This window comes from Psychrobacter vallis, from assembly GCF_904846715.1.
In the GTDB taxonomy this organism is placed as follows: Bacteria; Pseudomonadota; Gammaproteobacteria; order Pseudomonadales; family Moraxellaceae; genus Psychrobacter; species Psychrobacter vallis.
The window spans coordinates 1-25384 of sequence record NZ_CAJHBU010000016.1 but is presented as its reverse complement, the minus strand read 5'-3'; the positions used below and the strand labels follow the sequence as shown (position 1 = coordinate 25384).

The following is a 25384-nucleotide window of genomic DNA, read 5'->3' as shown; positions in this document are numbered from 1 at the left end:
TTTGTAGCCTTTGTCTGGGCAGGCACAGCAAGCAAGAAAAATTTTTACCAGTCCCACGTTATGATATTGCGCGTCCATTTTATTTGGTATCTGCCATATAAAGCAAAATAACTTTTTGATATTACGGTTCAGATTGATCTTCATCGATTTCTAATTTTTTCATACGATAGCGTAAAGAGCGAAAAGTTGTTCCTAACAGTTTGGCTGCATGAGTTTTATTCCAGCCAGTTTGTTTCAGCGCGGTAATAATCAGCTGTCGCTCTTGTTCTTGTAAATAGTGCTCTAACCCTCGAAGTGGCAATTCACTGTCGGTTAAATTGCTATGATTTACCTTTTCGTTTGCCAGTTGCTGATTAGTCTCACTAGTTCCTGAGCCGTCATGAGCGTTTAGGTTGACTGAGTCTTCTATACTATTGGCTGCTGGTCGCTGTGTCATTGACGGATAGTGCTGAGTATGAGTGCGATACGGATGTAAGTTAGTCGTCACCTGCTTAGGTTTTTCAGGCGTTATTTCATTCGTAGGCTGGATAGTCGTTGCTTGACTTCCTATCGATTGAGGGAGGATTTGATCTTCTGTTTTTTGGTCAGATTGTTGCGTATTATTAATGGCGGTAGGTTTACTCTGATCTTTAAAAATATTAATTTCATGATTCACATCCTCTTCAATATCAGGAAGGCCTAAGTGGTTCACGTCGATGAGTGACGTTTCCGCTAAAGTCACGGCGCGCTCCAGTACATTGCGTAGCTCACGGACGTTACCAGCGAAGTTATGGTTTTGCAAGCGCTCATAAGCCTCTATGGTCAAGGATGGGGGCGTTTCTAATTGCCATTCACTCGTAATCATGGCCAAAAAATGCTCAGCCAAAACGGGTATGTCGTCACGGCGCGCATTAAGCGTTGGCAGCTTTAATTCAATCACATTGATACGGTAATACAAATCTTGTCTGAACGCACCATCTTCCACCAACTGATTCAGGTTTTTATGGGTGGCGGATAAGATCCGAATATCAACAGGAGTTTCTTTGGTATCACCAATGGCTCTCACCGTTTTTTCTTGGATAGCACGTAGTAATTTAACTTGCATCGCCAAAGGTAGGTCTGCCACTTCATCCAAAAACAACGTCCCGCCATTGGCCTGTTGAAACAAGCCTTGTTTATCAGCCACAGCACCGGTAAAGCTGCCTTTTTTATGACCAAAAAACTCTGACTCCATCAGCTCCGAGGGTATCGCCCCACAGTTGACTGGCACAAAGCTGCCATCTCTGCGTGGGCTTAAATCATGAATCAACCTAGAAACCACTTCCTTACCCGTACCTGAAGCACCTGATAAAAACACAGGTGCTTGTGAGCGTGCCAATTTTAAAATCGTATGTTTGAGCGGGTGCATCACGGCCGAGTCACCAATCAATCGGCTGTCTAACAGTTTTTGCTCAGGGGAGCATTCAGGTGTGGTTTTTGCTTCATTGTCTTGATGAATGACCTTTAAGGCGTTCTCTACCAACTGACGCAGACGTGGTAACTCAAGTGGTTTGTTGACGAAATCAAAAGCCCCGAGCTTTAGCGCCTCAATAGCCAAATCCATACTACCATGCGCTGTAATCACAGCTATGGGAGTATGAGAGCTATTGCTCACTTCTTTTACCAACTCCAATCCTGATCCATCAGGTAACTTCAAATCAGTTAAGCAAAAGTCATAATCATTTTTTTGCCAGAATGATCTTGCTTGTGCCAACGTATAAGCCACATCACTTTTGATGCCCATTTTGGTCAAGGTAATTTGCATCAATCGGCATAGATCCACTTCGTCATCAACGACTAGCGCGGTTGTTGTCATACATCATCTCATCGAATTCAATAGCTGTAAAATATCAAAAAATCAGCAGAATTTATTAGCAGAAGATTTAATATAGGGCGGACGTGTTATTTACAAAAAGCGTTCATTAAAGTTGCTTTCTGCTATATTTATACTTGTGTCAGAGTTGACAGCAGGTGCTATCAAGCGAAAGCAAGTTTTTGTATGCTCAGGTATATAGAGCAGACGTGCTTGATTGGCTTCACAAAAGGCTTGCGATAAATACAATCCTAACCCTGTGCCTGATTGATCCGTTGTAAAAAACGGATTGAACAAATGTTGTAAATCCTCGAAGCCAACACCAGTACCACCGTCTAGAATATCAATTATAACATCGTTATCAGCACAATAAATCTCGATTTCCACATAAGCATGAGGGTGGGCGTAGCTACTATAACGCAAGCCATTGTTAATTAAATTGATTAAGACTTGCTCTAATTGGTGAGTATCGAATGATATGGTCGGTTGTGTTTTTACGTGTAGAAAAACGTCGTGTTCTCTAAAGTAGTTTTCTAAAAACGTTGGCATCCATTCAGCCAAGACAATTGACTGCTGATTTGCGGTTTGCTGGCGAGACAGTTTTAAAACGTCTTCAATAATACGGTTTACACGCTTCGTTTGTGAAAATATCATTTTATAAAGTTCATGATTGCCTGTCTCATCATTATTTGCAGTGTTCGCCACCATGCTGTCATCCGCCGACTTCTCTATATTGCTTTCTACTACATCTTCCATCAGTAGTTGACTGGCTTGTGAGATGGCTGCCAATGGGTTTCTTATTTCATGAGCGATACTGGCTGTCAATTGCCCCAAAGACGCCAATTTTAATTGTTGCGCATTGGCTTGCTCACGGCGTAAATCTTCTAGCAGTATTAATTTACTGTTGTCTTTTAATGGAATGATTTGTACACGTAATTTACCAAATATTGAGGCGTTTGCTACCGCAGGTAAGTCATAAATAAAGGCGCGCGATTGACCAGCCGCCACTGACAAGCAAGCTTTGAATAGCTGGGCGTGCTGTTTGCTGAGCTGCTGCTGAAAGTGAGATAAGAGCGCGTTGCGGTGAGTATTCTGCGCATCTTCTATATCTATAAAGGTAGGATGCAACGATACCGATGGGTTAGCTGAAACGCTGAGTAATTGATGCGCCGCAAGGTTTGCTAAGACGATACGTTGCTCATCGATGACGATGACGCCATTAATCATTTGCGTAATGACTTCTTGATTGATGACATTCAGTCGTTCAACTTCTTTGGCATGACTGGCTGCCACCTTTTCAAGTTGTACCAACCGCTGTGAAATAGACCAACTCAAGCAACCAATTGCCAAAAAGCTGGCTGACATGAGCAGTGCATCCCCCAAATTGGCCAAGCTCATACTATTGGCAATGGCATAAAAAAATTGCTGGTAAATAACGAAAATGATAGCAAGTAGGGTGATGATTAATGCTTGTGAACCATGCAAAAGCATAAAGCTGGCTGCTACCACGACCATATATAGCATGGTCAACTGTAAGTCAGGAGCGCCCGCTGTATAAAGCAGTAAACTGAGAATAATGACGTCTAATGCCAAGCCAAAAGCCAGCTGCCGGCGCATCTGTTTAGAGACGACGTAAAACAATCCGAGTAAAATTAAGCTCAGTAATACATAAAAACTCAGAACCGTTTGTTGCAAAAAGCTCGGTAACGTCGGACTAATATCAGAGCGCGCGCTAATATAGACTATCAGCATAGAGAATAAGCTGACGATGAAGCGGTAGCTGCTGTAAATCAGTCCTAAGCGACGCAATTGCGGCAGGGCTAAGGTATCATCGCGGTGTAAATAATGAGAAAGGATAGCGAGAATTCGAGGAGCAGGCTTCATAAGTTGACCGTAATACAAGGAGAGTTGCTAAAAAAATTACGGTTGAATCAGACCATGACGAATCGCCAGATGGGTCAATTTGACATCACTATCCACACCGACCTTTTCATAAATACGGTAGCGATAAGTATTGATGGTTTTGACACTGACAAATAACTGGTCTGCGATTTGCTGCGGGCTTTGACAATTAACCACCATCATGGCTACTTGTTTTTCGCGATCACTTAATAAATTAAAAGGTGAGCTGGCATTATCTGATAACAAAACATCAGCCAACTGTTCGGCGACATCTTGACTAAAATAACGACTGCCTTGATAGACTTTTTTGACAGCTATGATCATCTCATCAAGCGGAGTCCCTTTAGTGATATAGCCGTTAACACCTGCTTTTATAAGCATTGAAGGATAAGGCTGCGCTGACATACTGCTGACTGCTAATATCTTGATACCCATATCTAATTGAACCAAGCGTTTGGTGGCTTCAAGTCCGCCAATATTAGGCATATTAACATCCAGTAAAACTACATCAGGGCGCAATTGTTTGGCCAGCTTAATGGCCATATCACCGCTGTCTGCTTCGCCAATCACTTCGATGTCAGCACTGTCTGATAACATACGGCTAATACCCATTCGTACCAAATCATGATCATCTACTACCAATACTTTAATCATAACTAAACTCTTTATTATTTGTCAGAATGAAGGTTTTGCCAACAGGATAGGGAAAATACGTCTACATCGCTTGAGTTTTTAATTTTTATCAATGTAAAATATTGCTACTATATTATACAGATATCATGACTTTATATAACAAAAAGCGGATGATGAGTGCTCATAGAGTTAAGATATATTGCTAAAATGTGAATTAATGTTTCTGTAATATAAAGTGGTTGTAGCAAAATTTGAATGAGTCCAAAATAAACCATTAAATCAGCTTGATACCTTAGACTTAAATCTAAACCATGATACACTAAAAATATAAAAACTCTATACGAGTACTTACAAACACATCCATAAACGCTACGTACGTTCATGGCGTCAGACAGTAGGTCATTGGCGTGATAACGACAGCAGGAGGCATAATGATGAAGCAACTACCATTAACCAAACAGCAATTGATCGCTGCTATGATTTCATTGAGTTTGGGCAGTGTTGCACAAGCCGCACTTACTATTAATGGTAGCACTGATACTGGCTCTAGTGCCCGTATGAGTTGGGGCGGTGCTGATAGTTTGTCTGAAGCCCGCAATATTATGTACAAATCCAATGGCTCTGCTATCAAAAAAGTGGATAGCGGCTATGGTACGACCACCATCACTAATGCCAATAATTTCGGTAGTAGCAGTAACAATAGTAGTAATCGCTATAATACGACTTACCGCGGCGCATTCGGTAGTAGTGACATGATTCCAATCAGTGTGGATTCGCGTAGTGTCGCGGTTATTGATGCCGAAACGGGTGAATCTATTTACGAAAAAGACGCTGATATTGCCCGTCCTATGGCCAGTATTAGCAAAGTAATGACGGCGATGGTTGTGTTGGATGCTGGTCTCGATATGCGTGAAGAGCTTACACTTGATCCAGAGGATTTTGTCGGCCCTAAGCGTGCCAGCTCAAACCTCAAATCAGGCGACCGTCTCAATCGTGCTGAAATGCTGTTAATGGCATTAATGAAGTCAGAAAACCCAGCAGCGAAGAGTCTTGCCCGTAACTATCCAGGTGGCTATAGCGCCTTTATGCGTGCGATGAACCGCAAAGCTCAAGATTTGGGTATGACCACGGCTTTCTTTGGTGATCCAACGGGTCTTGATAAGCGTAACGTGGCTTCATCGAAAGACTTGGTAAAAATGGTACGTGCTGCTGGTAATTACGATGTGATTCGTCGTTTTTCTACCACCAAAAATTATGACTTTTATGTTTCTAATTACTCTAGTGGTAATCGTACTTATAAAGCCAATAATACCAGTAGCCTAGTTCGTGATGGTGCTTATCCAATTGGTATTTCAAAAACAGGCTTCATCAATGAAGCAGGCCGTTGTGTGGTAATGGAAACGCGTGTGAATAATCGCCCAGCTATTATTGTCATATTAGGAGCGAACAGCTCAGCCACGCGTTGGGGCGATGCAAAAAACATTCTCAACAGTTTGGCGACTCGCCGCACAGTGTAAGCTTATTGCTCAAATTTTTATAAAAAGTAGTATTTATAAAAAAGTAAGCATTTATAAAGAGGCTGTTATGTTATATAACAGCCTTTTTATTTTGTTGAAATCAAGGATGCATAACATGATTCAATCATTGACTTCTCCTATGCCGCGACTATATTTACTGACCAATGACGATGAATTTGCACTTCTTTATCAGAAATTGGAGGCAGCATTGGCAACAGGGTTGATCGCGTTATTACAAGTTAGGCGCAAACAAACACTGACATTGCCTGATGGTGAAGCAAGACTTTATGAAGAAGCGCTAAAAATAGTTACTTTGGCCAAAGCTCATAACGTGGCAGTTGTCATAAATGATGGCATTGATTTGGCAAAAAAGCTTGGCGTTGGTGTGCATTTGGGTCAAACCGATGGCGATATTAGTGACGCTAAACAGCAATTAGCCTCAGATCAGATCATCGGCCGCACTTGTCACGGTGATATGGATTTGGTTGCTGAGGCGAAAAATGATGGGGCAAGTTACGCGGCAATGGGTGCTGTTTTTACTTCTACAACTAAGCCAAACGCTGATATTGTTTCTCGGTCGCAGCTGATGCAAGGTTGTCAGCAGGGTATAGCGATGTGCGTGATAGGGGGACTGACGGCAGAAAACGTCTCAGAGCTGGTAGGTTTGCCCATTACGTATGTGGCGGTCGTTGGCGATATTATGGATTTGCCAGTAGAGCGCATCGCAAATCGCTGTCAGCAATGGCAGCAGGCATTTTCCAATTGGAATAAGCCTGCTTTATAATAGCAAACCTGAATAATGACTACCCTAAAAGTAGTAGGACTGACCGCCATACTATGCCGCATGATCCATACATAAGGTCGCATAAGGAAGTGCTTCTAGGCGTTGCTCTTCGATTTTTTCGCCGCATACTTCACACGCACCATAAGTGCCATTTTCAATGCGGCTTAAGGCATTCTCGACGTGAACTAAGCTTTGACGTGCTTCACCCATAAGGTTCTTGCGCATGTCGTTCTGACGATAAGAAATCGCTTGATCCTCCCAATGCTCATTCAGATCGTCTTGTGGGTTTTGAATATGATCTTCGATTTTGTCGATTCGAGTTTCGTATTCATCTTTCAGTTTTAATAAACTTTGCTTAGCAGCATTTAGATCGATACTCATTGTATTCTCCTAATGAATTTTTATTGTTAACGGTTCTATTTTAAAGAGGCTAACTGATGAGTACCACCACAAAGTGTTACTGATATTTAGGGCGTGTTTGATATTCACAAATAGGCACTGCTGATTGCTAAAATTGTTCCAGACAAGGCGCAAGTCGATGATAATGTTAATACCTTAGCGAGGCTTGCAACACCGTATGGGGCAGTTTTAGCATCAGCCCCAATCATAAAAACAGGGGACAGGACTCTTTTTTGCCGCTTCATTGTTAAAAATAGCCGTATAGAATAACTATACTTACTATTTTTACCTTCGAATTGCCTAAAAAAATAGTCTCTGTCAGTGCCATGGTCGAATGCTCAACACGCCCTAATTTGTCTTCGAATCGGTCCGAAAGTTTTTCGCTTGCAATGTGGTGTTAATCTGTTGCGTTCATTAAATTATGCTGTTGCGTTCATTAAATTATGATAGTCAAATCCAGAGAGGTTCTCTATGAGCAACTGCCAAAAAGCTGGTAGAATACACCGCCGTTAATTTTTGCTTACTACGCCTATTGAATACAGTGGATTTAACGTGCAGCAAGACAAATCGATAAAACACAGCCAATAAATAGCAATTGATCGCCATCTTTTTATAACAATTCTTCAGTAATAATAGTAACCGTAAATTAACCAACAGATTGATCCATAGGAGCAGGTAATGAATTTTTTGCGTATGAGTGAGCTGAACTTAACGGATAAAGTAGTATTGATTCGAGAAGATTTAAACGTGCCTATCAAAAACAGTAAGGTTACGAGCGATGCTCGCTTGCAAGCAAGTTTGCCTACCATTAAGCTAGCACTAGAAAAAGGTGCTGCCGTCATCGTTTGCTCGCATTTAGGACGTCCCACTGAGGGAGCGCCTGAAGCCGTATATTCGTTGGCACCTGTGGCTGACTATTTGACTGATAAGCTCGGCTCACAACTGTCTACTCCAGTCAATCTCAATCGTGACTATTTGACGCAAGGCGTGTCGATTAAAGCTGGTGAAGTTGTCTTGTTAGAGAACGTACGTTTCAACATCGGTGAAAAGAAAAATGATGCCACTTTATCGAAACTATATGCAGATTTGTGCGATGTGTTTGTAATGGATGCTTTTGGTACAGCACACCGTGCGCAAGCGTCAACTGAAGGCGTCACTCAAGCCATGCGTCAAGCAGGTAAAACGGTATGCGCCGGACCTTTGCTAGCCGCCGAATTGGATGCTTTGAGTTTGGCGCTTGAAACGCCAGCACAGCCCATGTTGGCTATCGTTGGTGGATCGAAAGTATCGACAAAGTTAGAAGTACTTCATAGTTTGGCAGAAGTATGCAGCCAAATTATCGTTGGCGGTGGCATTGCCAATACTTTTTTAGCCGCACAAGGTCATAGTGTGGGTGCTTCCTTATATGAAGCGGATTTGCTTGATACTGCTCGTGAGATTATGAGCAAAACTGAGATTTTATTGCCTGAATATGTTGTCGTAGCAGATAAAAATGACATCAATTTTGATGATTTTATTGGTTCACTACAGCAAGCCACTGCTACCATCAAATCTGTTGATGCGATTGGCGACAATGACATGATATTAGACATCGCGCCTGAAAGTGCACAGCAGCTTGCCGATGCAGTGAGCCATGCAAAAACCATCTTGTGGAATGGGCCGGTAGGTGTTTTTGAAGTAGATGCTTTTGGCAGTGGTACGCAAATATTGGCGGAGGCTGTCAAAGACAGTGAAGGTTTTTCGATTGCGGGTGGCGGTGATACCTTGGCGGCAATTGATAAATATCAAGTTGCGGATGGGGTAAGCTATATGTCAACAGGTGGCGGTGCATTCTTAGAATTTGTAGAAGGTAAGGTGCTACCAGCGGTTGCAGCCCTACAGATTGATGCGTGATAGTTTCATGATACTTAGACATTTGGTAACATTAGAAATACAACCACCATTTAATATCTAAGGTAGGCTACAAAAACGAGGTCATGACTGCTGAGATTAAAATCAACAAGTTTATGAGTATATAAGCTCACCTCGTGATGGACTCTTAAGTAGTAATTATTTGTTTCTAAACTGAAAATTGTTATTGCATGTCTTATTTGCACTCTATAAAATAGCGCAACCATGTATTTTGACATGCTTTATTTACGAGAGGTTTATTATGTTAAAACGTCATTTATTACTTGCTAGCGTACTTGCTGGCACTTTTGCAGTTACTGCATGTAGCCAACAGACAGAAGAGAACACTGAAGCTGCTGTTGAATCTGCAGGCGATGATGCTGCTGCCAATACTGAAGCCGCTGCTGCTGAAACCGAAGCTGCCGCTGCTGAAGCAGAAGTTGCTGCTCAAAATGCTGGCACTGAAGTTGCCGAAGGCGCTGAAACTGCCGGTGCTAATGCTACTGATGCACTAGCAAATACTGGTGAAGCGGTTGTGGTAGGCGCAAATGAAGCCGTTGCCAATACTGCTGAAGTGGTTGCCGATGGCGCATCTGCTGTTGAGAATAAAGCCAGTGAAAATGCAGTAGAAGCAGAGCAACAGTACTAATTAGCAGTTTTAATTTTAGGCATTGGTTATAAATACTAATTGCTTTATAAGCCCTCAAAATATTTAAAAAGCTTTGGTAATAGCCAAGGCTTTTTTGTATTTAAAACATTCATCTAGCACAGGCAAATCAAAGACAATAAGGTATTTGGTTTATGGGTATTTATAATAAACCTGTATATGCGATAAGTCCTACCAAATAGATTGATAAAAACCGACCATATTTTTTATAAATTAAGCAAAGAAATAAATAGTCGGCTAAGCGCTACGAAGCGGTGACAATTTTTGCTATAATCACGGCGTAATAATTACGATAAAAAACACCGGTTTTTCGCTGGTCTGGCTATATAAGGCTAGGATTTTAGGGCAATTGTTGCAACATCGTATTTTTAAGAATGATTTCTTAATATCATATTCAAAATTTAATCAGAGAGCGTCTTATGGCTTTAATATCGTTACGTCAACTTCTAGATCATGCCGCCGAGCACAGCTACGGTGTCCCTGCCTTTAACGTCAATAACTTAGAGCAGATGCGTGCAATCATGATGGCGGCCGACGCCTGTGACTCACCTGTCATTGTTCAAGCCAGTGCTGGCGCGCGTAGTTATGCAGGGTCAGCATTTTTGCGTCATCTGATTATTGCTGCCATCGAAGAATGGCCACATATTCCAGTAGTGATGCATCAAGACCATGGTATGTCACCAGCTATTTGCCAGCGCTCCATTCAGCTGGGTTTTTCATCAGTCATGATGGATGGCTCACTTGGTGAAGATGGTAAAACACCAATGGACTATGATTATAATGCCAGCGTTACTCGCGAAGTTGTCAAAATGGCACATGCGTGCGGTGTTTCTGTAGAAGGTGAAATCGGTTGTTTGGGTAGTCTTGAAACAGGAATGGCAGGCGAAGAAGACGGTTCTGGTGCAGAAGGTGTATTGGATCATGAGCAATTATTGACCAGCGCTGACGAAGCCGAACAATTCGTAAAAGACACCAACGTCGATGCGTTGGCCATTGCGATTGGCACAAGCCACGGCGCTTATAAATTTACGCGTCCACCAACGGGTGATATTTTATCTATTGAGCGGGTAAAAGAGATTCATGCGCGTATTCCGAACACCCACCTTGTAATGCATGGCTCGTCATCAGTACCGCAAGAATGGCTAAAAGTCATCAATGAGAATGGCGGTGATATTGGTGAGACTTATGGTGTGCCAGTTGAGCAAATCGTTGAAGCGATCAAACACGGCGTACGTAAAGTCAATATCGACACTGATCTGCGTCTAGCGTCGACAGGTGCTATCCGTGAGTTTCTTACAAAGAACCCAAGTGAGTTTGATCCACGTAAATATTTCAAAGCGTCTATGGTCGCGATGTCTGATATCTGTACCAATCGTTTTGAAGCCTTTGGTTCTGCTGGTCAAGCGCATAAGATTCGCCCAATCAGCCTCGAAGGTATGGTTGCATTTTATCAGTAAATGACACTGGTAAAAAATAGCCGTTAATATAGTGGGTTCACTATAAAGAATGATACAGCGGGACTGGAATAAATTTTTTGTAGTCTCTGTCTGCGAAGGCACAGCAAGCGAGAAAAATGTATTCCAGTTCAGCATTGCAATATAATGTATCTGTTTTATTTAGCATCGACTATACGGTCATGAATCCTGAAGTGACAGTGGATTGTATTTCTATAATAGCCCTTATAAGAGGTAGTAAGTGATGATTGGATTGATTACCGGACAGGTGCAGTATTTGATGGTGCCGACAGCCTGTATCATGACTACTTCTGGTGTGGGTTATGATGTTGAGCTGCCATTGCCTTCATTTTGCCAACTCCACCTGAATGAGCAAGCCAGCATTTGGACGCATTTTCATGTTCGTGAAGATGCGCAGTTGCTCTATGGTTTTATCGATCGTAAAGAGCGTGATGTCTTTCGTCAATTGATAAAAATCAACGGCGTAGGGGCAAAAATGGCACTAGCGATGCTGTCAGCGATGTCAGGGGCCGAGCTTAAGATGCATGTTGAGCAGGAGTCAGAAACCGCTTTGACCCGTATTCCGGGTATTGGTAAAAAAACAGCCCAACGTTTATTGATTGAACTAAAAGACAAGCTTAAAAATATCGACGTTGATAATACGTCTTTAGAATTGACGCATCAGTCCGTAGCCGTATCAGACGAAGGCAATATTATCGCTGAGGTAGAGGGTGCATTGATTAGCTTGGGTTATAAAGAAAAAGAAGCACAGCAAGCCATCAAAGCGGCGAAAAGTAATGGCGAAGTCTTTGCCGATACGCAAGGCTTGTTAAAAGCCACTTTGCAACAGTTTCAAAGTTTTAAGTAGCAGTATTTTTATACAATAACAGCGATTAAAAACAAGCGACATTATATGTCGCTTGTTTTTGTTTCGCCGCAAGCTTTATGATGTTTTGCATGACTTATGCGTAGCGTTTGGTTATGCTATTTAGTACTCAATTTTTTAATATAATGATAAAACTTATGATGCAAGATCGTTTAATTAATCCGCTAGAAGGAGCAAGTGATGCGCCAGATGCCAATATCCGACCAGCATTACTAGCGGAATATATTGGCCAGCCAGTAGTACGTGAGCAGATGGAAGTGTTTATTGGGGCTGCACGGGGTCGTAATGAACCGTTGGATCATACGCTTATTTTTGGGCCGCCGGGTTTGGGTAAGACGACACTTGCCAATATTATCGCTCGTGAAATGGGTGGCAATCTGCGTTCAACGTCGGGTCCTGTCCTTGAGCGTCCGGGCGATTTGGCAGCGATGCTAACCAATTTAGAAGCAGGTGATGTGCTATTTATCGACGAGATTCATCGTTTAAGCTCGGTTATTGAAGAGATACTTTATCCAGCCATGGAAGATTTTCAGCTGGATATTATGATTGGTGAAGGGCCTGCCGCGCGCTCTATCAAGCTTGATCTACCACCATTTACTTTGGTGGCGGCAACGACGAGAGCAGGGCTATTGACCTCCCCATTACGCGATCGTTTTGGTATTGTTCAGCGCCTTGAGTTTTATAATATTGCTGATTTGACGACGATCGTCAGCCGCGCTGCACGCTTGATGCGTGTACCGATGAGTGAGGATGGGGCGGTTGAGATTGCCCGCCGTGCTCGTGGTACACCAAGGATTGCCAATCGTTTATTACGCCGTGTGCGTGATTATGCCGAAGTCAGAGGTGACGGCAGTATCAACGGTGCAATTGCTGGTAGTGCGCTAGACATGCTAGCCGTTGACAGACGTGGTCTCGATCACTTGGATAGACGCTACATTGAAATTTTACAAGAGCGTTTTGATGGTGGTCCTGCAGGCGTTGAAGCGGTCGCCGCTGCGATGGCCGAAGATCGCGGTACACTTGAGGACGTGATTGAGCCGTATCTTATTCAGCAAGGTTATGTGCTTCGTACGGCTCGTGGGCGTGTATTGACACAGATGGCAATCGATCAAATGCTTTGACTATAAGTGATGGTAGGTTTTCATAAAGATCTGATATTTATAGTTGATTCTAAATAAAAAAGGCACAGCCATTATAACGTGCTGCTCAGATGACTTTTTCTTGCTTGTTATGCCTGCACATATACAAGTTACGAAAATTTATCCTAGTAGCACTGCACGTGTTTTATAGTTGATTGGCTATAGAACAATAAATGACGTTAGCCGTTTAAGCTAAAATCCGCCAAATGACAACCAAAATAGCCAATACATAAAAGATAGGCGAGAGCCAGCCGACAACCTGTGTTGCAATAGCGATGAAAACGGCAAAGCCTGCAAGTGCCAGCCAATCGCGGCGACGGTCGTTAAGCATATCAGCACGTATTTGCTGTATCTCACGCAGTTGACTGTCTTGTCTTGATCCTTGTGAGGCAAGGCTTTGTAACCCTTGATCTAGCAGTTTGGGAATATCCGTGGTTGATAACAGAATTTCTGGTAACTGCTGACGTAACTGTTGCAAGTTACGCATCGGGTCTAGTTGTTCTTTGATCCAACTGCTTAAGATGGGTTTGGCCAGTGACCAAATGTCTAGATCGGGATATAAATCGCGTCCGAGTCCTTCAACATGCACCAAAGTTTTAAGGAGTAGCATTAATTGCGGGGGAATGCTCATGTGATGGCGACGCGCAATATCTAAAATCTGCATCAAGACACCCGCAAAATCGATGTCGTTAATGGATTTTTGTAGCATTGGACCGACCGTGCGTTTCATATCACGCATCAGCGCGTGCTTGTCGGTATTGGGTGGTATCCATCCCGCACGGCTCACAATATCAACCATCGCGGTGAAGTTATTATTCATAACAGCCAAGAGCATACGCGCTACGATAAGTTGATCGTCTTTGGATAGTGTACCCATGATGGCGCAGTCAAGACCGATATAGCGGGGTTCATGACCTAAATCTGTCGCTGCAATGTCAGCACTTAATGTTTTGACGGGCGGGGTCTCTACAAAGACATTACCCGGATGCATATCCGCATGAAAAAAGTTGTCGCGAAAGACTTGAGTAAAAAATATCGTTAGTCCTTTTTTGGCCAGTGTGGCACGGTCATAGCCAAGTTTATCGAATATCTCCACTTGTGAGATAGGCACACCTTGAATACGCTCCATAACCATCACGTTTTTGGCAGCATCATAGACCTCAGGCACATACATTAATGCAGAGCCTAAAAAGTTATTGCGCATTTGCGTGGTATTGTCCGCTTCGAGCGTCAAATCCAGCTCATTGAGCATTACTTGGCGATAATCTTCGACAATATCGATGATATAGATGGCGCGTGCTGCTTCAATACGAGCAGATGCCCAATTGGCCAACTCACGTAATAGCTCAAAGTCAGCAACGATGGTAGTGCGAATATCAGGACGTACTACTTTTATCACCACTTCACGGCCATCATGAAAGGCTGCGGTATGCACTTGCGCAATCGAGGCGGCGGCCAAAGGCTTTACATCGAAGCGTGCAAATAAAGTACCAATCGACTGACCAAGACCGTGTTTAGGATCTTGTATTTGCGCAATGGCAACATTAGAGTCAAAAGGTTTTACCTTATCTTGTAGTTGAACCAATTGGGCAATAATTTCAGGTGGCACCAAATCACGACGCGTAGAGAGCAGCTGTCCCAGTTTCAAAAACAGCGTACCCATGTCTTCGAGCGCATATTTGATGGCGTTTGGTTGATGCGCTTTGCCCCAAGCTGCTGGATGTAAACGGATCATGCGCGCTAAAGGTTGCAGCTGCGGCGCTTCTTCGATAGAGAGATGCGTGTCAATTCGGTAGGTTGCGGCGATACGCCAAAGCTCAAGTAAACGGGCGCGATGAGATAATAGCATAAGGTCTAGGTACTCTAAATAAAGTCGGACATAGGACAGGGCAGTGCGTATTTATAGATGATTTTACTCAATAACCGTTAAAAATTGTTGATTAACGGTTATTGAGTAAGTGAGCTTGCTCATCTTTGATAGCGGCCAGTCTGGCTTCTTCACGTTCGATATCAGTGCGAAGTTTTAGCAGTTGCTGTTTAAGATCATTAACTTCCGCTGCTTCCACAGGATCAGGAATACCGTTACCGGTTACCTCATTGGCCCAGTCACTGACGTCATCAAATGCACGTTTGGCACTGTGTCGCCAGCTGCCTTTGAGCTGTGATATGAGCAGATGTAACTGGCTCGCCATGGGCTTACCAATCAGTGGTTCAAGCTGACCTGCGACATCCGGATCAAAGCCTGCTATCAGTTGTTTAAGCTGCATTAATACTTTGTAGTCACCAGCAATCGGTAAATTACCAGCGCCGCCGCGCATCAGATTGAGTAGTTGGGCGGGATTATCCACGGTGATGACACAGTCGGGACGGCTATGACCAAGTCGTGCGCGTTCCATACTGGCTTTTTGGCGCTCATCCATGTGGCCGCTTGGCTCAAATACGCTATCGGTAGTCACTGGCTCAAACCGCAAATGCTCATGGGTGAACAGAATATCCAAATTCACCTCAGGCATAGCCATATTCAGTCGTAACACTTTGCCCGCGAGCGGTGCAAGACCAGCTTTGGTAATCTCATCACTAGCAATAGCAAAGTTAATCAGTTTTTCGGCACCAGCCAAAAGTAAGACAGTTAGCATAAGGCTCTCGCATATATAGTTGAGCGCCTTTAACAAGCGCATCGTTTATTAGGGACAAATTTGTACCAGTCCCGCGCCACAATGTCGTGTATCCATTTTATTTAATATCGACTATATCCATATTATCGTAGCTTTAAGCTTTAAAACCACGATGTACGGCGACGATACCAGCAGTCAGGTTATGATAATCACAGTTTTCAAAGCCCGCTTGTTGCATCATTTGTTTTAGCGTTTGCTGATCTGGATGCATACGAATCGATTCAGCCAGATATTGATAACTTTCGGAATCATTGGCAATCAGCTTACCCATAATCGGTAACGCGGTAAATGAGTATAAATCATAGGCTTTTGATAATGGCTCAAAGACGGGTTTTGAAAATTCCAAAATCAACAGACGACCACCTGGCTTAAGCACACGGTACATGGCTTTTAGAGCCGCATCTTTGTCGGTGACATTACGTAAACCAAAGCTAATGGTGACCAAATCGAAGCTTTCATCATCAAAAGGCGCTAAAGTCTCAGCGTTTGCCAATACAAAATCTACATTGTTACAGCCAGCATTGATAAGGCGCTCACGGCCCACTTCTAGCATTGCTGCGTTGATATCTGATAGTACTACGTGACCGTTTCTGCCAACTTCACGGCTAAAGACTTTGGCCAAATCACCCGTGCCACCAGCGATGTCGAGCACATGCTGACCAGTACGTACGCCTGATAGACTAATGGCATAGCGTTTCCACAGACGATGAATACCAAAAGACATCAAGTCATTCATGATGTCGTATTTTTTGGCGACGGACGTAAAAACGTCAGCCACGCGTGCTTGTTTTTCAGCTTTGTTGACCGTTTTGTAGCCAAAATGCGTTTCTTCATTACCATCGGTATCAGGCGTATGCGGGTTATTAATATCGTCACGCTGATTAAAGAGGGTTGTCTTTTTGGTCTGTGTAGAGGCATGGTTTGCGCTGCTGCTGTTACCATTGTCTACATTGCTATCTACAGTATGATTGGCAGTGCTGTGACTCGTGCTGTTAACTGGCATGGTGTTTTGTTGACCTTGTGGCGCTCCAGTGGGTAGGTCTTGGACTTGCGTAAAATCGTTAGTGCGGTTACTACTATTTTTTGTTACGGTCTCGGACACAACTGTATTGGGTATTTGGCTTTGGCGCACTTGGGCACTGATATTTTGGCTGTGGGCAATACTGTCTTTGACCAATTTATCCTGTAAATGACCGTTGCTAGTAGGCTGTTGGTTAAGATGAGCGTTATTATTATTTGCAGTATCGGTCATAGTATTATCCTATTATTTATTTTTGCGGTTGTCTTTTTGCGACACATAAAGTGGCCGTTATAGTAGCTAAGCACGTCATTAGTCCTATGATACACCAAACGCTACTGGCTTACCGCCATTATCCGTCTCATGAACTTGGTCAATAATCTCAAGCTCACGCTCACAAAACGGTTCAATAAAGCTGCTCACACTTTTCAGGGGCTTCATGGCTTTAAAGCCTGTATCAATAAAGTCATAAAGGGGTTTGAAGTCATAACGGTAGGCGGTGCCTTTAGCCAAGGCAAATGCTTTTTTGAGCATAAAGGAATTTAGGTGTTTGTCGGTGCGATAGCAGACTTCTTTTAGGTTGCCAATCTGTACGCGGCGCTCATCTGCTTCATCGACCGCGCGATACGCCGCCAGCATATTGTCTTCGTTTACTGGCAAATCTTGAGCTAACAGCCATCTTGCCAAATGTAAATCCAACTCAATCGCTAAAATTGCTGCTTGAATCCCCATACTCCCGGCCTCTAACGCTGATTCCTTAGCAAGCCGTTCAAGCTTTTTGGCTTTTGGAAGAATGCGTTCTAATTGTTTGGCCAACAATTTAAACTCTTCACCACCATACAGTTTTGTTAAAAAGTAATCTGCCATCAGCTGATTCTTTGGTTGTTCAAACAGCTCACTATGAGTACGCTGGAGTCGCGATTGTTGCCATGCTTGTACTTCATTGAGCTTGGTGTTTAGTGCAGCATCTTGATGATGTGGTAGTGCCCAAAAACGTATCAAATGCTGTTGTAAATCGGCTAAAGCAGACATGGTAAAAATCCTCTATAAAAGTAAAAGTTATAACTGAAGCAAGAGTCAGACGAGCAAAGTAGTGCTGAGCGTTAGGCTTCTATTGATGCTTAATAATATGTCTCAAAGCGTGCCTCTCAGATTGTGAATACCTTAAAAGAAAATAAAGCAGAATACAAACGTCAAACTGTTACATAGCAGCGTTATTTACTCAATGAGGCCAATGCTATGATTGAGCTGGTGAGTTTTCAATTATAAGAGGAGTCCAATGATGAGTAAAAAGAACAATACGACGGAACCAGCCGCACCGCAGTCAGTCAGTGCCCAGTTTAGCCAGCACATCATAGAGGAGCGATTAACGCCCAATCCTATCAGTCAGTTTTCTATGGACAAGGATGCACTGAGATTGGCATTGGTCACTGCCCAATATGCACTACGCGCCACGCGCCAACAGACGCCGCCCACTACCAACAAACCCACAGGGCTGTTGGTGCTCGTCAATGGTATGGAGCAGGCAGGTAAGGGCACAGCCGTTAAACAATTGCGCCAATGGGTAGATCCTCGGCTTTTAAAAGTTGAGGCGATCATTGGTGATTGTCCATTGGATTATCAGCCAATTTGGCAAGCACATACCAAGGTTATGCCGCGTCATGGTGATGTGATGGTGTACTTTGGCAACTGGTATGCCGATTTGCTTTATAACGTCATGCGTATGGCAACGTTAGACAATGAAGAGGGCAATAATCAGGTAAAAGGTAAACAGTCAAAAAATGATAGTGATGAAAACATCAATCAACTTACTATCACAACATGGCAAGATTATTTGCAGCAGCAACTTATTAGGCTAAAAGAGTTCGAAAAAGATCTGGTCGCCAATCAAACCAGATTACTAAAATGTTGGTTTCATGTCGATATTGATACACTACAAGCGCGGCTAAATGACAGCGAAGCAGATCCACAGTTCTTGTATCAAATTGATTGGAATAGCAAAAAAGTCATCGAGACATTTAATGACGTGGCAGTGACTCTGCTAAGACAGCAGGAAGATTGGATCATCATTGATGGCGAAGACAAGTCGCAAGCTGCCGAACAGTTTTGTCACGAAGTACTGCACGCCATGCAAACCGCGTTAGTGAGTAGTAAAACAACTGTTGATAACTCTGCCAAAAATGAGCCACAGTCTGCGAAATCTGCCGTTGATAAGTCGCCGGATCAAGCAATCGAACCCGAAAAATTCGAAGCTGTCAAAATACCTAAGCGCCTAAAAAATATCGATGATTCAGAGCTAGATAAGTCTGACTATCGTGCCGCGTTGGCAGAAAAACAAACTCGCCTCGCTGAACTCCTACGTGCCCGCCAAGGTCGTCATATTGTTTTTGCATTTGAAGGAATGGATGCTGCTGGCAAGGGCGGCGCGATTAAAAGATTGGTTGCGCCTCTCGACCCACGAGAATATCAAATTTATAATATTGGTGCGCCGATGCTATACGAATCACAGCACCCTTATCTGTGGCGTTTTTGGACAAAATTACCCAGTGAACAAAGAAATCGCGTCAGCCGTATCGCCATTTTTGATCGTACGTGGTATGGGCGGGTTTTGGTTGAGCGTGTTGAAGGATTTGCTGACGATGAGGCATGGCAACGTGCTTATGATGAAATCAATCGCTTTGAAGCGGATCTCACAGCAGCTGGTACAATCGTCATCAAATACTGGCTGGCCATCGATAAAAAAGAACAGCTGAAACGTTTCAAAGCGCGCGAAGAGACCCCGCATAAGCAATTTAAGTTAACTGACGATGATTGGCGCAACCGCGATAAGTGGTCAGATTACGTACAGTCAGCTGCTGACATGCTGGCACGTACTGATACAAAAGCTGCGCCTTGGTGTGTTATAGCGACCAATGAAAAGCGTCAAGCGCGATTGGCTATTTTGGATCATGCGATTGAGCAATTGTCAGAAGTATAGGGAAACTAGCATATATTGCGCGTTATAATTTTGGCGCTGTTTAAATTTTTAAAATGAGGACACGCCCTAGAAAAGTGATGAAAAAAGGCTATAATTGCCAGTTGAATAATGACATTGCCTGAGTCATACACTGGCAGTTACAAATCTCGTAATATCATCATGCATTATGTGCTTATATTTAATATAATAGCGCGTCATAGACTCTGCTGTGCATTTGGCTGTACCCAGCAAGCAGAGTATTTTGGTTGTTTGATGCAGATGTCTTAACCGTTTCGACCAAGATTTTGACAGTGCTCATTATTTATATCAAAGATATCACTATAAAAATCTAAGCCGCAAGATGCTGTAATCAGATGATTTGGCAATATTACTTGCGGCTTTGTGATCTATGGAATGATGTTTTACCTTATTTAATATCGTCAAGTAAAGCCAAACGTCAAAGCGATAGGGTAGTGCATCAAAACAGTCATTAGAAAACACGCTATTTATAGAGCACGTTGCGCGTTTTATTCACGTTATCTTAATGTCAAATGCCATAACAAACATTATCGATAGCGACGCAATGCCATCAACCGCATATAATTTCAATCAGCTTACGCAGGACGTATCAACGTATGGGTATTAGCAGCAGTTCTACAGAGTCAACCAAAACAGTCGGCTCTATGAGAATAAATTTATTTTTTGCCATTTTACTGATTGCGATGACCGCCTACTTTTTGTGGTGGGGTCTAGACTACACAATGCGTCAACAGACGACGCTATTTATTGTGGCAACCGCATTTGGTGTCTTTATGGCATTCAATATTGGTGGTAACGATGTCGCCAACTCTTTTGGTACGTCAGTGGGTGCGGGCACATTGACTATCCCGCAAGCGCTGGGTATCGCGGCGATATTTGAAGTATCTGGCGCAGTGCTGGCAGGTGGTGAAGTGACAGACACCATTCGAAGTGGTATTGTCGATTTAGATGGCCTATCGGTGACACCCAACCAGTTTATTTATGTCATGCTTTCAGCGCTTATTGCGGCCGCATTTTGGTTGCTAATTGCCACTCGTAAGGGTTTACCAGTATCGACCACGCATTCTATTATCGGTGGGGTCGTCGGCAGTTCTATCGTATTGGGTATCACGTTAGGTGGTACTGAAATGGCGTTATCTACCGTCAATTGGGGCACGATTGGCACTATCGTCATTTCTTGGGTATTGTCACCATTATTAGGTGGTGTATTGGCCTATTTACTGTATGGACAAATTAAAAAGAATATCATTGAGTATAATGATAGGACAGAGGCGCATCTTGCAAACCTGAAAGGCGACAAAAAAACCCTAAAGCAAAACCACAAAGAGTTTTTGGACGCTATGACCGAGTCAGAACAATTGGCTTATACGTCGGCGATGTTACGCGATCAAGAAATCTATAAGGATGATGATTGCGTCGTTGAAGATTTAGAGACTGATTATTACAAACAGCTTTATGAAATCGAGAACGAGCGTAGTAACCTTGATACGCTAAAAGCACTCAAGCAATGGGTACCTATTATTGCTGCTGCAGGCGGCGCGGTGATGACCTCTTTGGTCGTATTTAAAGGCCTTAAAAACGTTAATGGTGGCATGACGACGTTACAAGGCTTTTTAATCATGGGCATGATAGCGGCGCTGGTGTGGTTGGCGACGTTTATTTATACCAAAAGTATCCGCGGGAAACATAAAGAAGACTTGACCAAAGCGACGTTTATTATGTTTAGCTGGATGCAAGTATTTACTGCGTCAGCGTTTGCTTTTAGTCATGGTGCAAATGATATTGCCAACGCTGTCGGTCCTTTTGCTGCGATTATGGATGTGATTCGTACCAATAGTATTGCGTCAGAAGCTGCGGTACCTCCTGCTGTGATGTTGACTTTTGGTGTGGCGCTGATCGTCGGTCTTTGGTTCATTGGTAAAGAGGTGATTCAAACCGTCGGTACCAATTTGGCAAAAATGCATCCCGCTTCTGGATTTTCAGCTGAATTGGCTGCTGCTGCTGTCGTAATGGGCGCATCGACTTTGGGTCTGCCAGTATCGAGTACGCATACTTTAGTAGGCGCAGTACTGGGCATTGGTATTGTCAATAGAGATACCAATTGGGCACTTATGAAGCCGATCGGTTTGGCATGGGTTATTACTCTTCCTGCGGCTGCAACAATGTCAGCAATCAGCTATGTCATATTGAGCAATATTTTTTAGGACCGTTTAATTTTTAATACAGCTCAAACAGTCAAATAGACTGTGTTGTATCATTAAAAACAATAAAAAGCGCTTATCGGTATCATGCCGATCAGCGCTTTTTTCTATCAAATTACGGTTTAATTTGTGCCAAATTGCTGACGTTTTTTGGCAAAGAAGCGGTCTAAGCGATCCATCGCATTTTCTAAGTCATGCAGGTTTGGTAAGAACACCAAGCGAAAGTGATCTGGTTTATCCCAATTGAACCCTGTGCCTTGCACCATTAACACGTTCTCTTCAATCAGCAAATCCATCATAAAGCTCATATCATCTTCGATAGGGTATACCTCAGGATCCATTTTGGGGAAGCAGTAAAACGCGCCTTGCGGCATGGTGCAAGAAATGCCTTTAATCGCATTGAGTCGTGATACCGCCATTTCACGCTGCTTATACAGACGACCTTTTTGCGACGTCAAATCTTTCATACTTTGGTAGCCACCCATCGCTGTTTGAATGGCATACTGACCTTGAACATTAGAACACAAACGCATGGATGCCAGCATATCCAAGCCTTCAATAAAGTCCGCTGCATGTTGCTTGCGACCAGATACCATCATCCAACCTGCGCGAAATCCCGCAATACGGTGCGATTTTGACAAGCCGTTGTATGAAAGCACAAGGACATCGTCGGTTAAGGTGCTCATTGGCGTGTGTACGGTATCATCATAAAGAATGCGATCATAAATCTCATCAGCCATGATGATTAAATCATGCTCTTTAGCGACATCAATAATTTGTCGTAGCAAGTCATCGCTATAAAGTGCGCCTGTCGGGTTATTGGGATTAATTACCACAATGCCCTTGGTTTTACTGGTAATTTTAGACTTTATGTCTTCGATATCAGGATGCCAGTTATCTGCTTCATTACAGCGATAATGGACAGCCGTACCACCAGATAGATTGGCTGCTGCCGTCCAAAGCGGGTAGTCTGGCATTGGAATCAGAACTTCATCACCATCGTTCATCAACGCCTGCATGGTCATGACAATCAACTCAGAGACACCATTACCAAGATAGACATCACGGACATCGACTGCCGATAGCAAACCTTTTGATTGGTAATATTGCAATACTGCCTTGCGCGCCGAAAAAATCCCTTGCGAATCCGAATATCCTGTGGCCTCAGGCAAATTCATGGCCACGTCACGCAAAATTTCATGAGGAGCTTCTAGACCAAAAGGTGCGGGATTACCGACGTTAAGCTTTAATATGCGTTTGCCTTCGGCCTCCATTCTATTAGCGGTCTGTAATAGAGGGCCACGAATGTCGTAGCAGACATTTTGCAATTTATCAGATTTTTTTAATGCATTCATAGAGTGACCGCTCATCGGGTTGTCTTGTGAGTTTTTGCGACTATCAGAAGCTGTCTTTGTAGAGGCTGTAATGGATGTTTTTGGTTGAAGCGAATTTTCATCATGCGGTAGTATATGAATAACCGAATCTGCACTTAAACTTTCGTTCTTATGTGCAGTGTCGTTTATTGAAGTGCTATTTGTTGAAGGGGTATGGTCATTGACATCGTTTTTTAGCTCGCCTCGCAATAGATAGCCTTCGCTACAGCCCAAAATACGCGCTAGTGTGGGTAGTTTGGATGAAACAATGCCGTTTGTTCCACGCTCCCAATTAGAAATCGCCCCGCGACTAACCTTTGCACCTGCTGCTGTCATCGCTTGAGCCAGTTGTTCAGCAGTAAAGCCTTTATCGCGGCGTAACTGTACCAACCGTTCCGCTTGTGTGTCTTTACTATTGTCATCGACCATGTTTATCCAAGCCTTTTTTAATCAATTATTTCGTATTAGATAAAGTGCTAATGCAAGATATTATTGCATATATCAGTTTAATACAAGGTACAATACAAGATTTTTTAAATTATAATTAATTGCAAGAATATCTTGCATTATATAAGTAATAACCTACTCCTGATAATGTGCATCAGTACCATTCTTGTAATATATGGCTTGAATAGTGAACAGCTAGCCAACAGATACAGCACATCGTTTTTACATTAATATGACGATAAATTTTGCTAGCTGCTCAAACATTGCCGCTTAGATAATACATAATTAAATAAGGATAAGTCATGCAAGACAATCAACTAAGTCAAGAAGAAATCAGCCAACTTACCGAAGCTGATTGGAAAGAACGCCTAAGCGCGGATGAATACCATGTGATGCGTGAGAAGGGCACAGAGCGTCCATTTACAGGTGTTTATAACGATGCGACCGATGACGGCGTTTATCGCTGTAAAGGCTGCGGCGCCAGTTTGTTCGATTCAAGCAGTAAATTCGATGCCAGCTGTGGTTGGCCAAGTTTCGATCAAGGAATCGATAACAGTGCTATAGAAGAGCATGTCGATAATTCACTTGGCATGACTCGAACAGAAGTCACCTGTAGCAACTGCGGCGCGCATCTAGGCCATGTTTTCCCTGATGGACCACGTGAAACGACAGGCATGCGCTATTGCATCAACTCCGTATCTATCGATTTGGATAAATCTGAAAAATAGTTTTGAGCGTGGTTCTTAGCTTAGACATAGACAGTTTTAGAAGTAGAGAAGGGAAGCACATGTGGCTTCCTTTTTTATTATTGGCGCTGTATATTAATATTATTAAAAAAAGTAGCGTTGCCAATCAAACAACATAAGACATCAATCAATTTAAGGATAAATGATGAGCATTATTTATGATTTTACCGCTGAGCGCATGGACGGCAACACGCAAGAATTTTCTGAATATGAAGGGAAGGTGTTGCTAATCGTCAATACCGCAAGCAAATGTGGGTTTACGCCACAGTTTGAAGGACTAGAAGCGCTGCATAAACAATATGAGAGTCAAGGGTTGGTTGTCATTGGCTTTCCTTGCAATCAGTTCGGTAGCCAAGATCCGGGTAGCAATGATGAGATTGGTGCATTTTGCCAAAAGAACTATGGTGTCAGCTTCCCAATGATGGCAAAAGTTGATGTGAACGGGGCAGAGGCTCACCCAATTTTTAAATGGCTCAAAGACCAAAAGGGTGGTTTGCTAACCGACGGTATTAAATGGAATTTCACCAAATTTTTAATTGGCAGTGATGGGCAAGTTATCGATCGTTATGCACCAACCACCAAACCTGAAGCAATCAAAGCGGATATCGAAAAAGCATTAGCCAGTAAGTAAGTAGCTAAGTTAAGAGTTGTTGTTAAAAAATATTGGTTTTTTATAAAGTATAAAACCAATAAAAACATATGGTTGTCAGCATAGCTCATAAAAATATTCAAAATACGTTAAAAAACAGTAAATACTATTTGACAGCCATGTGTAAATCTATATAATACACACCCACAGCAAGGGGACTTAATTAAGTTAGCTTCTG

20 protein-coding genes are annotated in these 25384 nt (G+C 42.9%); 11 read left to right on the top strand and 9 right to left on the bottom strand.

The genetic code is table 11. From position 1 onward, the window contains the following. Positions 1 to 121: 121 nt before the first annotated feature. The 3 genes from JMY02_RS10240 to JMY02_RS10230 form a co-directional block, all read right to left on the bottom strand. A complete protein-coding gene (locus JMY02_RS10240; RefSeq protein WP_201597788.1) occupies positions 122 to 1834 on the bottom strand; it encodes a sigma-54-dependent transcriptional regulator in 1713 nt (570 codons plus the stop codon). A gap of 90 nt (positions 1835 to 1924) precedes the next feature. Then, positions 1925 to 3715: a sensor histidine kinase gene (locus JMY02_RS10235; RefSeq protein WP_201597786.1), complete on the bottom strand. Its 1791-nt coding sequence runs from the start codon at positions 3713 to 3715 to the stop codon at positions 1925 to 1927. A 36-nt stretch (positions 3716 to 3751) separates the two neighbouring features. Continuing rightward, positions 3752 to 4387 (bottom strand): response regulator, encoded by a 636-nt coding sequence (locus JMY02_RS10230; RefSeq protein ID WP_021813651.1) that lies wholly within the window; start codon positions 4385 to 4387, stop codon positions 3752 to 3754. A gap of 413 nt (positions 4388 to 4800) precedes the next feature. Between JMY02_RS10230 and JMY02_RS10225 the strand changes: the two genes are divergently transcribed. Together JMY02_RS10225 and JMY02_RS10220 are read left to right on the top strand one after the other, a co-directional pair. Further along, positions 4801 to 5883 carry a serine hydrolase gene (locus tag JMY02_RS10225; protein ID WP_021813652.1) on the top strand — a complete coding sequence of 361 codons (1083 nt, stop codon included), beginning with the start codon at positions 4801 to 4803 and terminating at the stop codon, positions 5881 to 5883. A 115-nt stretch (positions 5884 to 5998) separates the two neighbouring features. Next, entirely contained in the window at positions 5999 to 6667 is a 669-nt protein-coding gene (locus tag JMY02_RS10220) for a thiamine phosphate synthase (protein WP_201597784.1), read from the top strand. Between the two features lie 51 nt (positions 6668 to 6718). Here JMY02_RS10220 and JMY02_RS10215 read toward each other — a convergent pair whose 3' ends face one another. After that, on the bottom strand, positions 6719 to 7048 hold the full coding sequence (locus JMY02_RS10215) for a TraR/DksA C4-type zinc finger protein (RefSeq protein WP_201597782.1): 330 nt from the start codon (positions 7046 to 7048) through the stop codon (positions 6719 to 6721). 696 nt (positions 7049 to 7744) lie between these two features. On the opposite strand from JMY02_RS10215, the gene JMY02_RS10210 reads away from it, so the two are divergent. From JMY02_RS10210 to ruvB, 5 genes are all read left to right on the top strand, one after another. Next, positions 7745 to 8959 (top strand): phosphoglycerate kinase, encoded by a 1215-nt coding sequence (locus JMY02_RS10210; RefSeq protein WP_201597780.1) that lies wholly within the window; start codon positions 7745 to 7747, stop codon positions 8957 to 8959. A gap of 259 nt (positions 8960 to 9218) precedes the next feature. Beyond that, complete coding sequence (locus JMY02_RS10205; protein WP_201597779.1) at positions 9219 to 9605, top strand: hypothetical protein; 387 nt, start codon at positions 9219 to 9221, stop codon at positions 9603 to 9605. A 437-nt stretch (positions 9606 to 10042) separates the two neighbouring features. After that, positions 10043 to 11080: a class II fructose-bisphosphate aldolase gene (gene fba / locus JMY02_RS10200; RefSeq protein ID WP_201597778.1), complete on the top strand. Its 1038-nt coding sequence runs from the start codon at positions 10043 to 10045 to the stop codon at positions 11078 to 11080. A 241-nt stretch (positions 11081 to 11321) separates the two neighbouring features. Further along, complete coding sequence (gene ruvA, locus JMY02_RS10195) at positions 11322 to 11945, top strand: Holliday junction branch migration protein RuvA (protein WP_201597775.1); 624 nt, start codon at positions 11322 to 11324, stop codon at positions 11943 to 11945. Positions 11946 to 12103: 158 nt separating this feature from the next. Beyond that, positions 12104 to 13084 (top strand): Holliday junction branch migration DNA helicase RuvB, encoded by a 981-nt coding sequence (gene ruvB, locus JMY02_RS10190; RefSeq protein ID WP_201597875.1) that lies wholly within the window; start codon positions 12104 to 12106, stop codon positions 13082 to 13084. Between the two features lie 205 nt (positions 13085 to 13289). On the opposite strand, the gene JMY02_RS10185 is transcribed toward ruvB, so the two are convergent. From JMY02_RS10185 to JMY02_RS10170, 4 genes are all read right to left on the bottom strand, one after another. Then, a complete protein-coding gene (locus JMY02_RS10185) occupies positions 13290 to 14951 on the bottom strand; it encodes an ABC1 kinase family protein (RefSeq protein WP_201597773.1) in 1662 nt (553 codons plus the stop codon). A 91-nt stretch (positions 14952 to 15042) separates the two neighbouring features. Then, positions 15043 to 15738 carry a ubiquinone biosynthesis accessory factor UbiJ gene (locus JMY02_RS10180; RefSeq protein ID WP_201597771.1) on the bottom strand — a complete coding sequence of 232 codons (696 nt, stop codon included), beginning with the start codon at positions 15736 to 15738 and terminating at the stop codon, positions 15043 to 15045. A 133-nt stretch (positions 15739 to 15871) separates the two neighbouring features. Next, positions 15872 to 17029 (bottom strand): bifunctional demethylmenaquinone methyltransferase/2-methoxy-6-polyprenyl-1,4-benzoquinol methylase UbiE, encoded by a 1158-nt coding sequence (ubiE, locus tag JMY02_RS10175; RefSeq protein ID WP_227678472.1) that lies wholly within the window; start codon positions 17027 to 17029, stop codon positions 15872 to 15874. Between the two features lie 84 nt (positions 17030 to 17113). Further along, complete coding sequence (locus JMY02_RS10170) at positions 17114 to 17827, bottom strand: FFLEELY motif protein (protein WP_201597769.1); 714 nt, start codon at positions 17825 to 17827, stop codon at positions 17114 to 17116. 250 nt (positions 17828 to 18077) lie between these two features. On the opposite strand from JMY02_RS10170, the gene JMY02_RS10165 reads away from it, so the two are divergent. Further along, positions 18078 to 19772 (top strand): ATPase, encoded by a 1695-nt coding sequence (locus JMY02_RS10165; RefSeq protein WP_201597857.1) that lies wholly within the window; start codon positions 18078 to 18080, stop codon positions 19770 to 19772. 614 nt (positions 19773 to 20386) lie between these two features. Continuing rightward, positions 20387 to 21994 (top strand): inorganic phosphate transporter, encoded by a 1608-nt coding sequence (locus JMY02_RS10160; RefSeq protein WP_201597767.1) that lies wholly within the window; start codon positions 20387 to 20389, stop codon positions 21992 to 21994. 119 nt (positions 21995 to 22113) lie between these two features. Here JMY02_RS10160 and JMY02_RS10155 read toward each other — a convergent pair whose 3' ends face one another. Next, on the bottom strand, positions 22114 to 23793 hold the full coding sequence (locus tag JMY02_RS10155; RefSeq protein ID WP_201597765.1) for an aminotransferase class I/II-fold pyridoxal phosphate-dependent enzyme: 1680 nt from the start codon (positions 23791 to 23793) through the stop codon (positions 22114 to 22116). 320 nt (positions 23794 to 24113) lie between these two features. Between JMY02_RS10155 and msrB the strand changes: the two genes are divergently transcribed. Together msrB and JMY02_RS10145 are read left to right on the top strand one after the other, a co-directional pair. Further along, positions 24114 to 24539, top strand: a complete 426-nt coding sequence (msrB, locus tag JMY02_RS10150; RefSeq protein ID WP_201597761.1) for a peptide-methionine (R)-S-oxide reductase MsrB — start codon at positions 24114 to 24116, stop codon at positions 24537 to 24539. Between the two features lie 163 nt (positions 24540 to 24702). Next, positions 24703 to 25188, top strand: coding sequence for a glutathione peroxidase (locus tag JMY02_RS10145; RefSeq protein WP_201597760.1), 486 nt, complete (start codon positions 24703 to 24705; stop codon positions 25186 to 25188). The last annotated feature ends 196 nt before the right edge of the window (positions 25189 to 25384 follow it).

Coding starts and splice junctions, on each gene's coding strand:
- ubiE (WP_227678472.1), bottom strand. CDS start 17,029: ATGACCGATACTGCAAATAATAATAACGCTCATCTTAACCAACAGCCT.
- JMY02_RS10215 (WP_201597782.1), bottom strand. CDS start 7,048: ATGAGTATCGATCTAAATGCTGCTAAGCAAAGTTTATTAAAACTGAAA.
- JMY02_RS10165 (WP_201597857.1), top strand. CDS start 18,078: ATGAGTAAAAAGAACAATACGACGGAACCAGCCGCACCGCAGTCAGTC.
- JMY02_RS10225 (WP_021813652.1), top strand. CDS start 4,801: ATGAAGCAACTACCATTAACCAAACAGCAATTGATCGCTGCTATGATT.
- JMY02_RS10205 (WP_201597779.1), top strand. CDS start 9,219: ATGTTAAAACGTCATTTATTACTTGCTAGCGTACTTGCTGGCACTTTT.
- JMY02_RS10210 (WP_201597780.1), top strand. CDS start 7,745: ATGAATTTTTTGCGTATGAGTGAGCTGAACTTAACGGATAAAGTAGTA.
- JMY02_RS10155 (WP_201597765.1), bottom strand. CDS start 23,793: ATGGTCGATGACAATAGTAAAGACACACAAGCGGAACGGTTGGTACAG.
- JMY02_RS10240 (WP_201597788.1), bottom strand. CDS start 1,834: ATGACAACAACCGCGCTAGTCGTTGATGACGAAGTGGATCTATGCCGA.
- JMY02_RS10235 (WP_201597786.1), bottom strand. CDS start 3,715: ATGAAGCCTGCTCCTCGAATTCTCGCTATCCTTTCTCATTATTTACAC.
- JMY02_RS10230 (WP_021813651.1), bottom strand. CDS start 4,387: ATGATTAAAGTATTGGTAGTAGATGATCATGATTTGGTACGAATGGGT.
- ruvA (WP_201597775.1), top strand. CDS start 11,322: ATGATTGGATTGATTACCGGACAGGTGCAGTATTTGATGGTGCCGACA.
- JMY02_RS10170 (WP_201597769.1), bottom strand. CDS start 17,827: ATGTCTGCTTTAGCCGATTTACAACAGCATTTGATACGTTTTTGGGCA.
- JMY02_RS10220 (WP_201597784.1), top strand. CDS start 5,999: ATGATTCAATCATTGACTTCTCCTATGCCGCGACTATATTTACTGACC.
- msrB (WP_201597761.1), top strand. CDS start 24,114: ATGCAAGACAATCAACTAAGTCAAGAAGAAATCAGCCAACTTACCGAA.
- JMY02_RS10160 (WP_201597767.1), top strand. CDS start 20,387: ATGGGTATTAGCAGCAGTTCTACAGAGTCAACCAAAACAGTCGGCTCT.
- fba (WP_201597778.1), top strand. CDS start 10,043: ATGGCTTTAATATCGTTACGTCAACTTCTAGATCATGCCGCCGAGCAC.
- JMY02_RS10180 (WP_201597771.1), bottom strand. CDS start 15,738: ATGCTAACTGTCTTACTTTTGGCTGGTGCCGAAAAACTGATTAACTTT.
- JMY02_RS10185 (WP_201597773.1), bottom strand. CDS start 14,951: ATGCTATTATCTCATCGCGCCCGTTTACTTGAGCTTTGGCGTATCGCC.
- ruvB (WP_201597875.1), top strand. CDS start 12,104: ATGCAAGATCGTTTAATTAATCCGCTAGAAGGAGCAAGTGATGCGCCA.
- JMY02_RS10145 (WP_201597760.1), top strand. CDS start 24,703: ATGAGCATTATTTATGATTTTACCGCTGAGCGCATGGACGGCAACACG.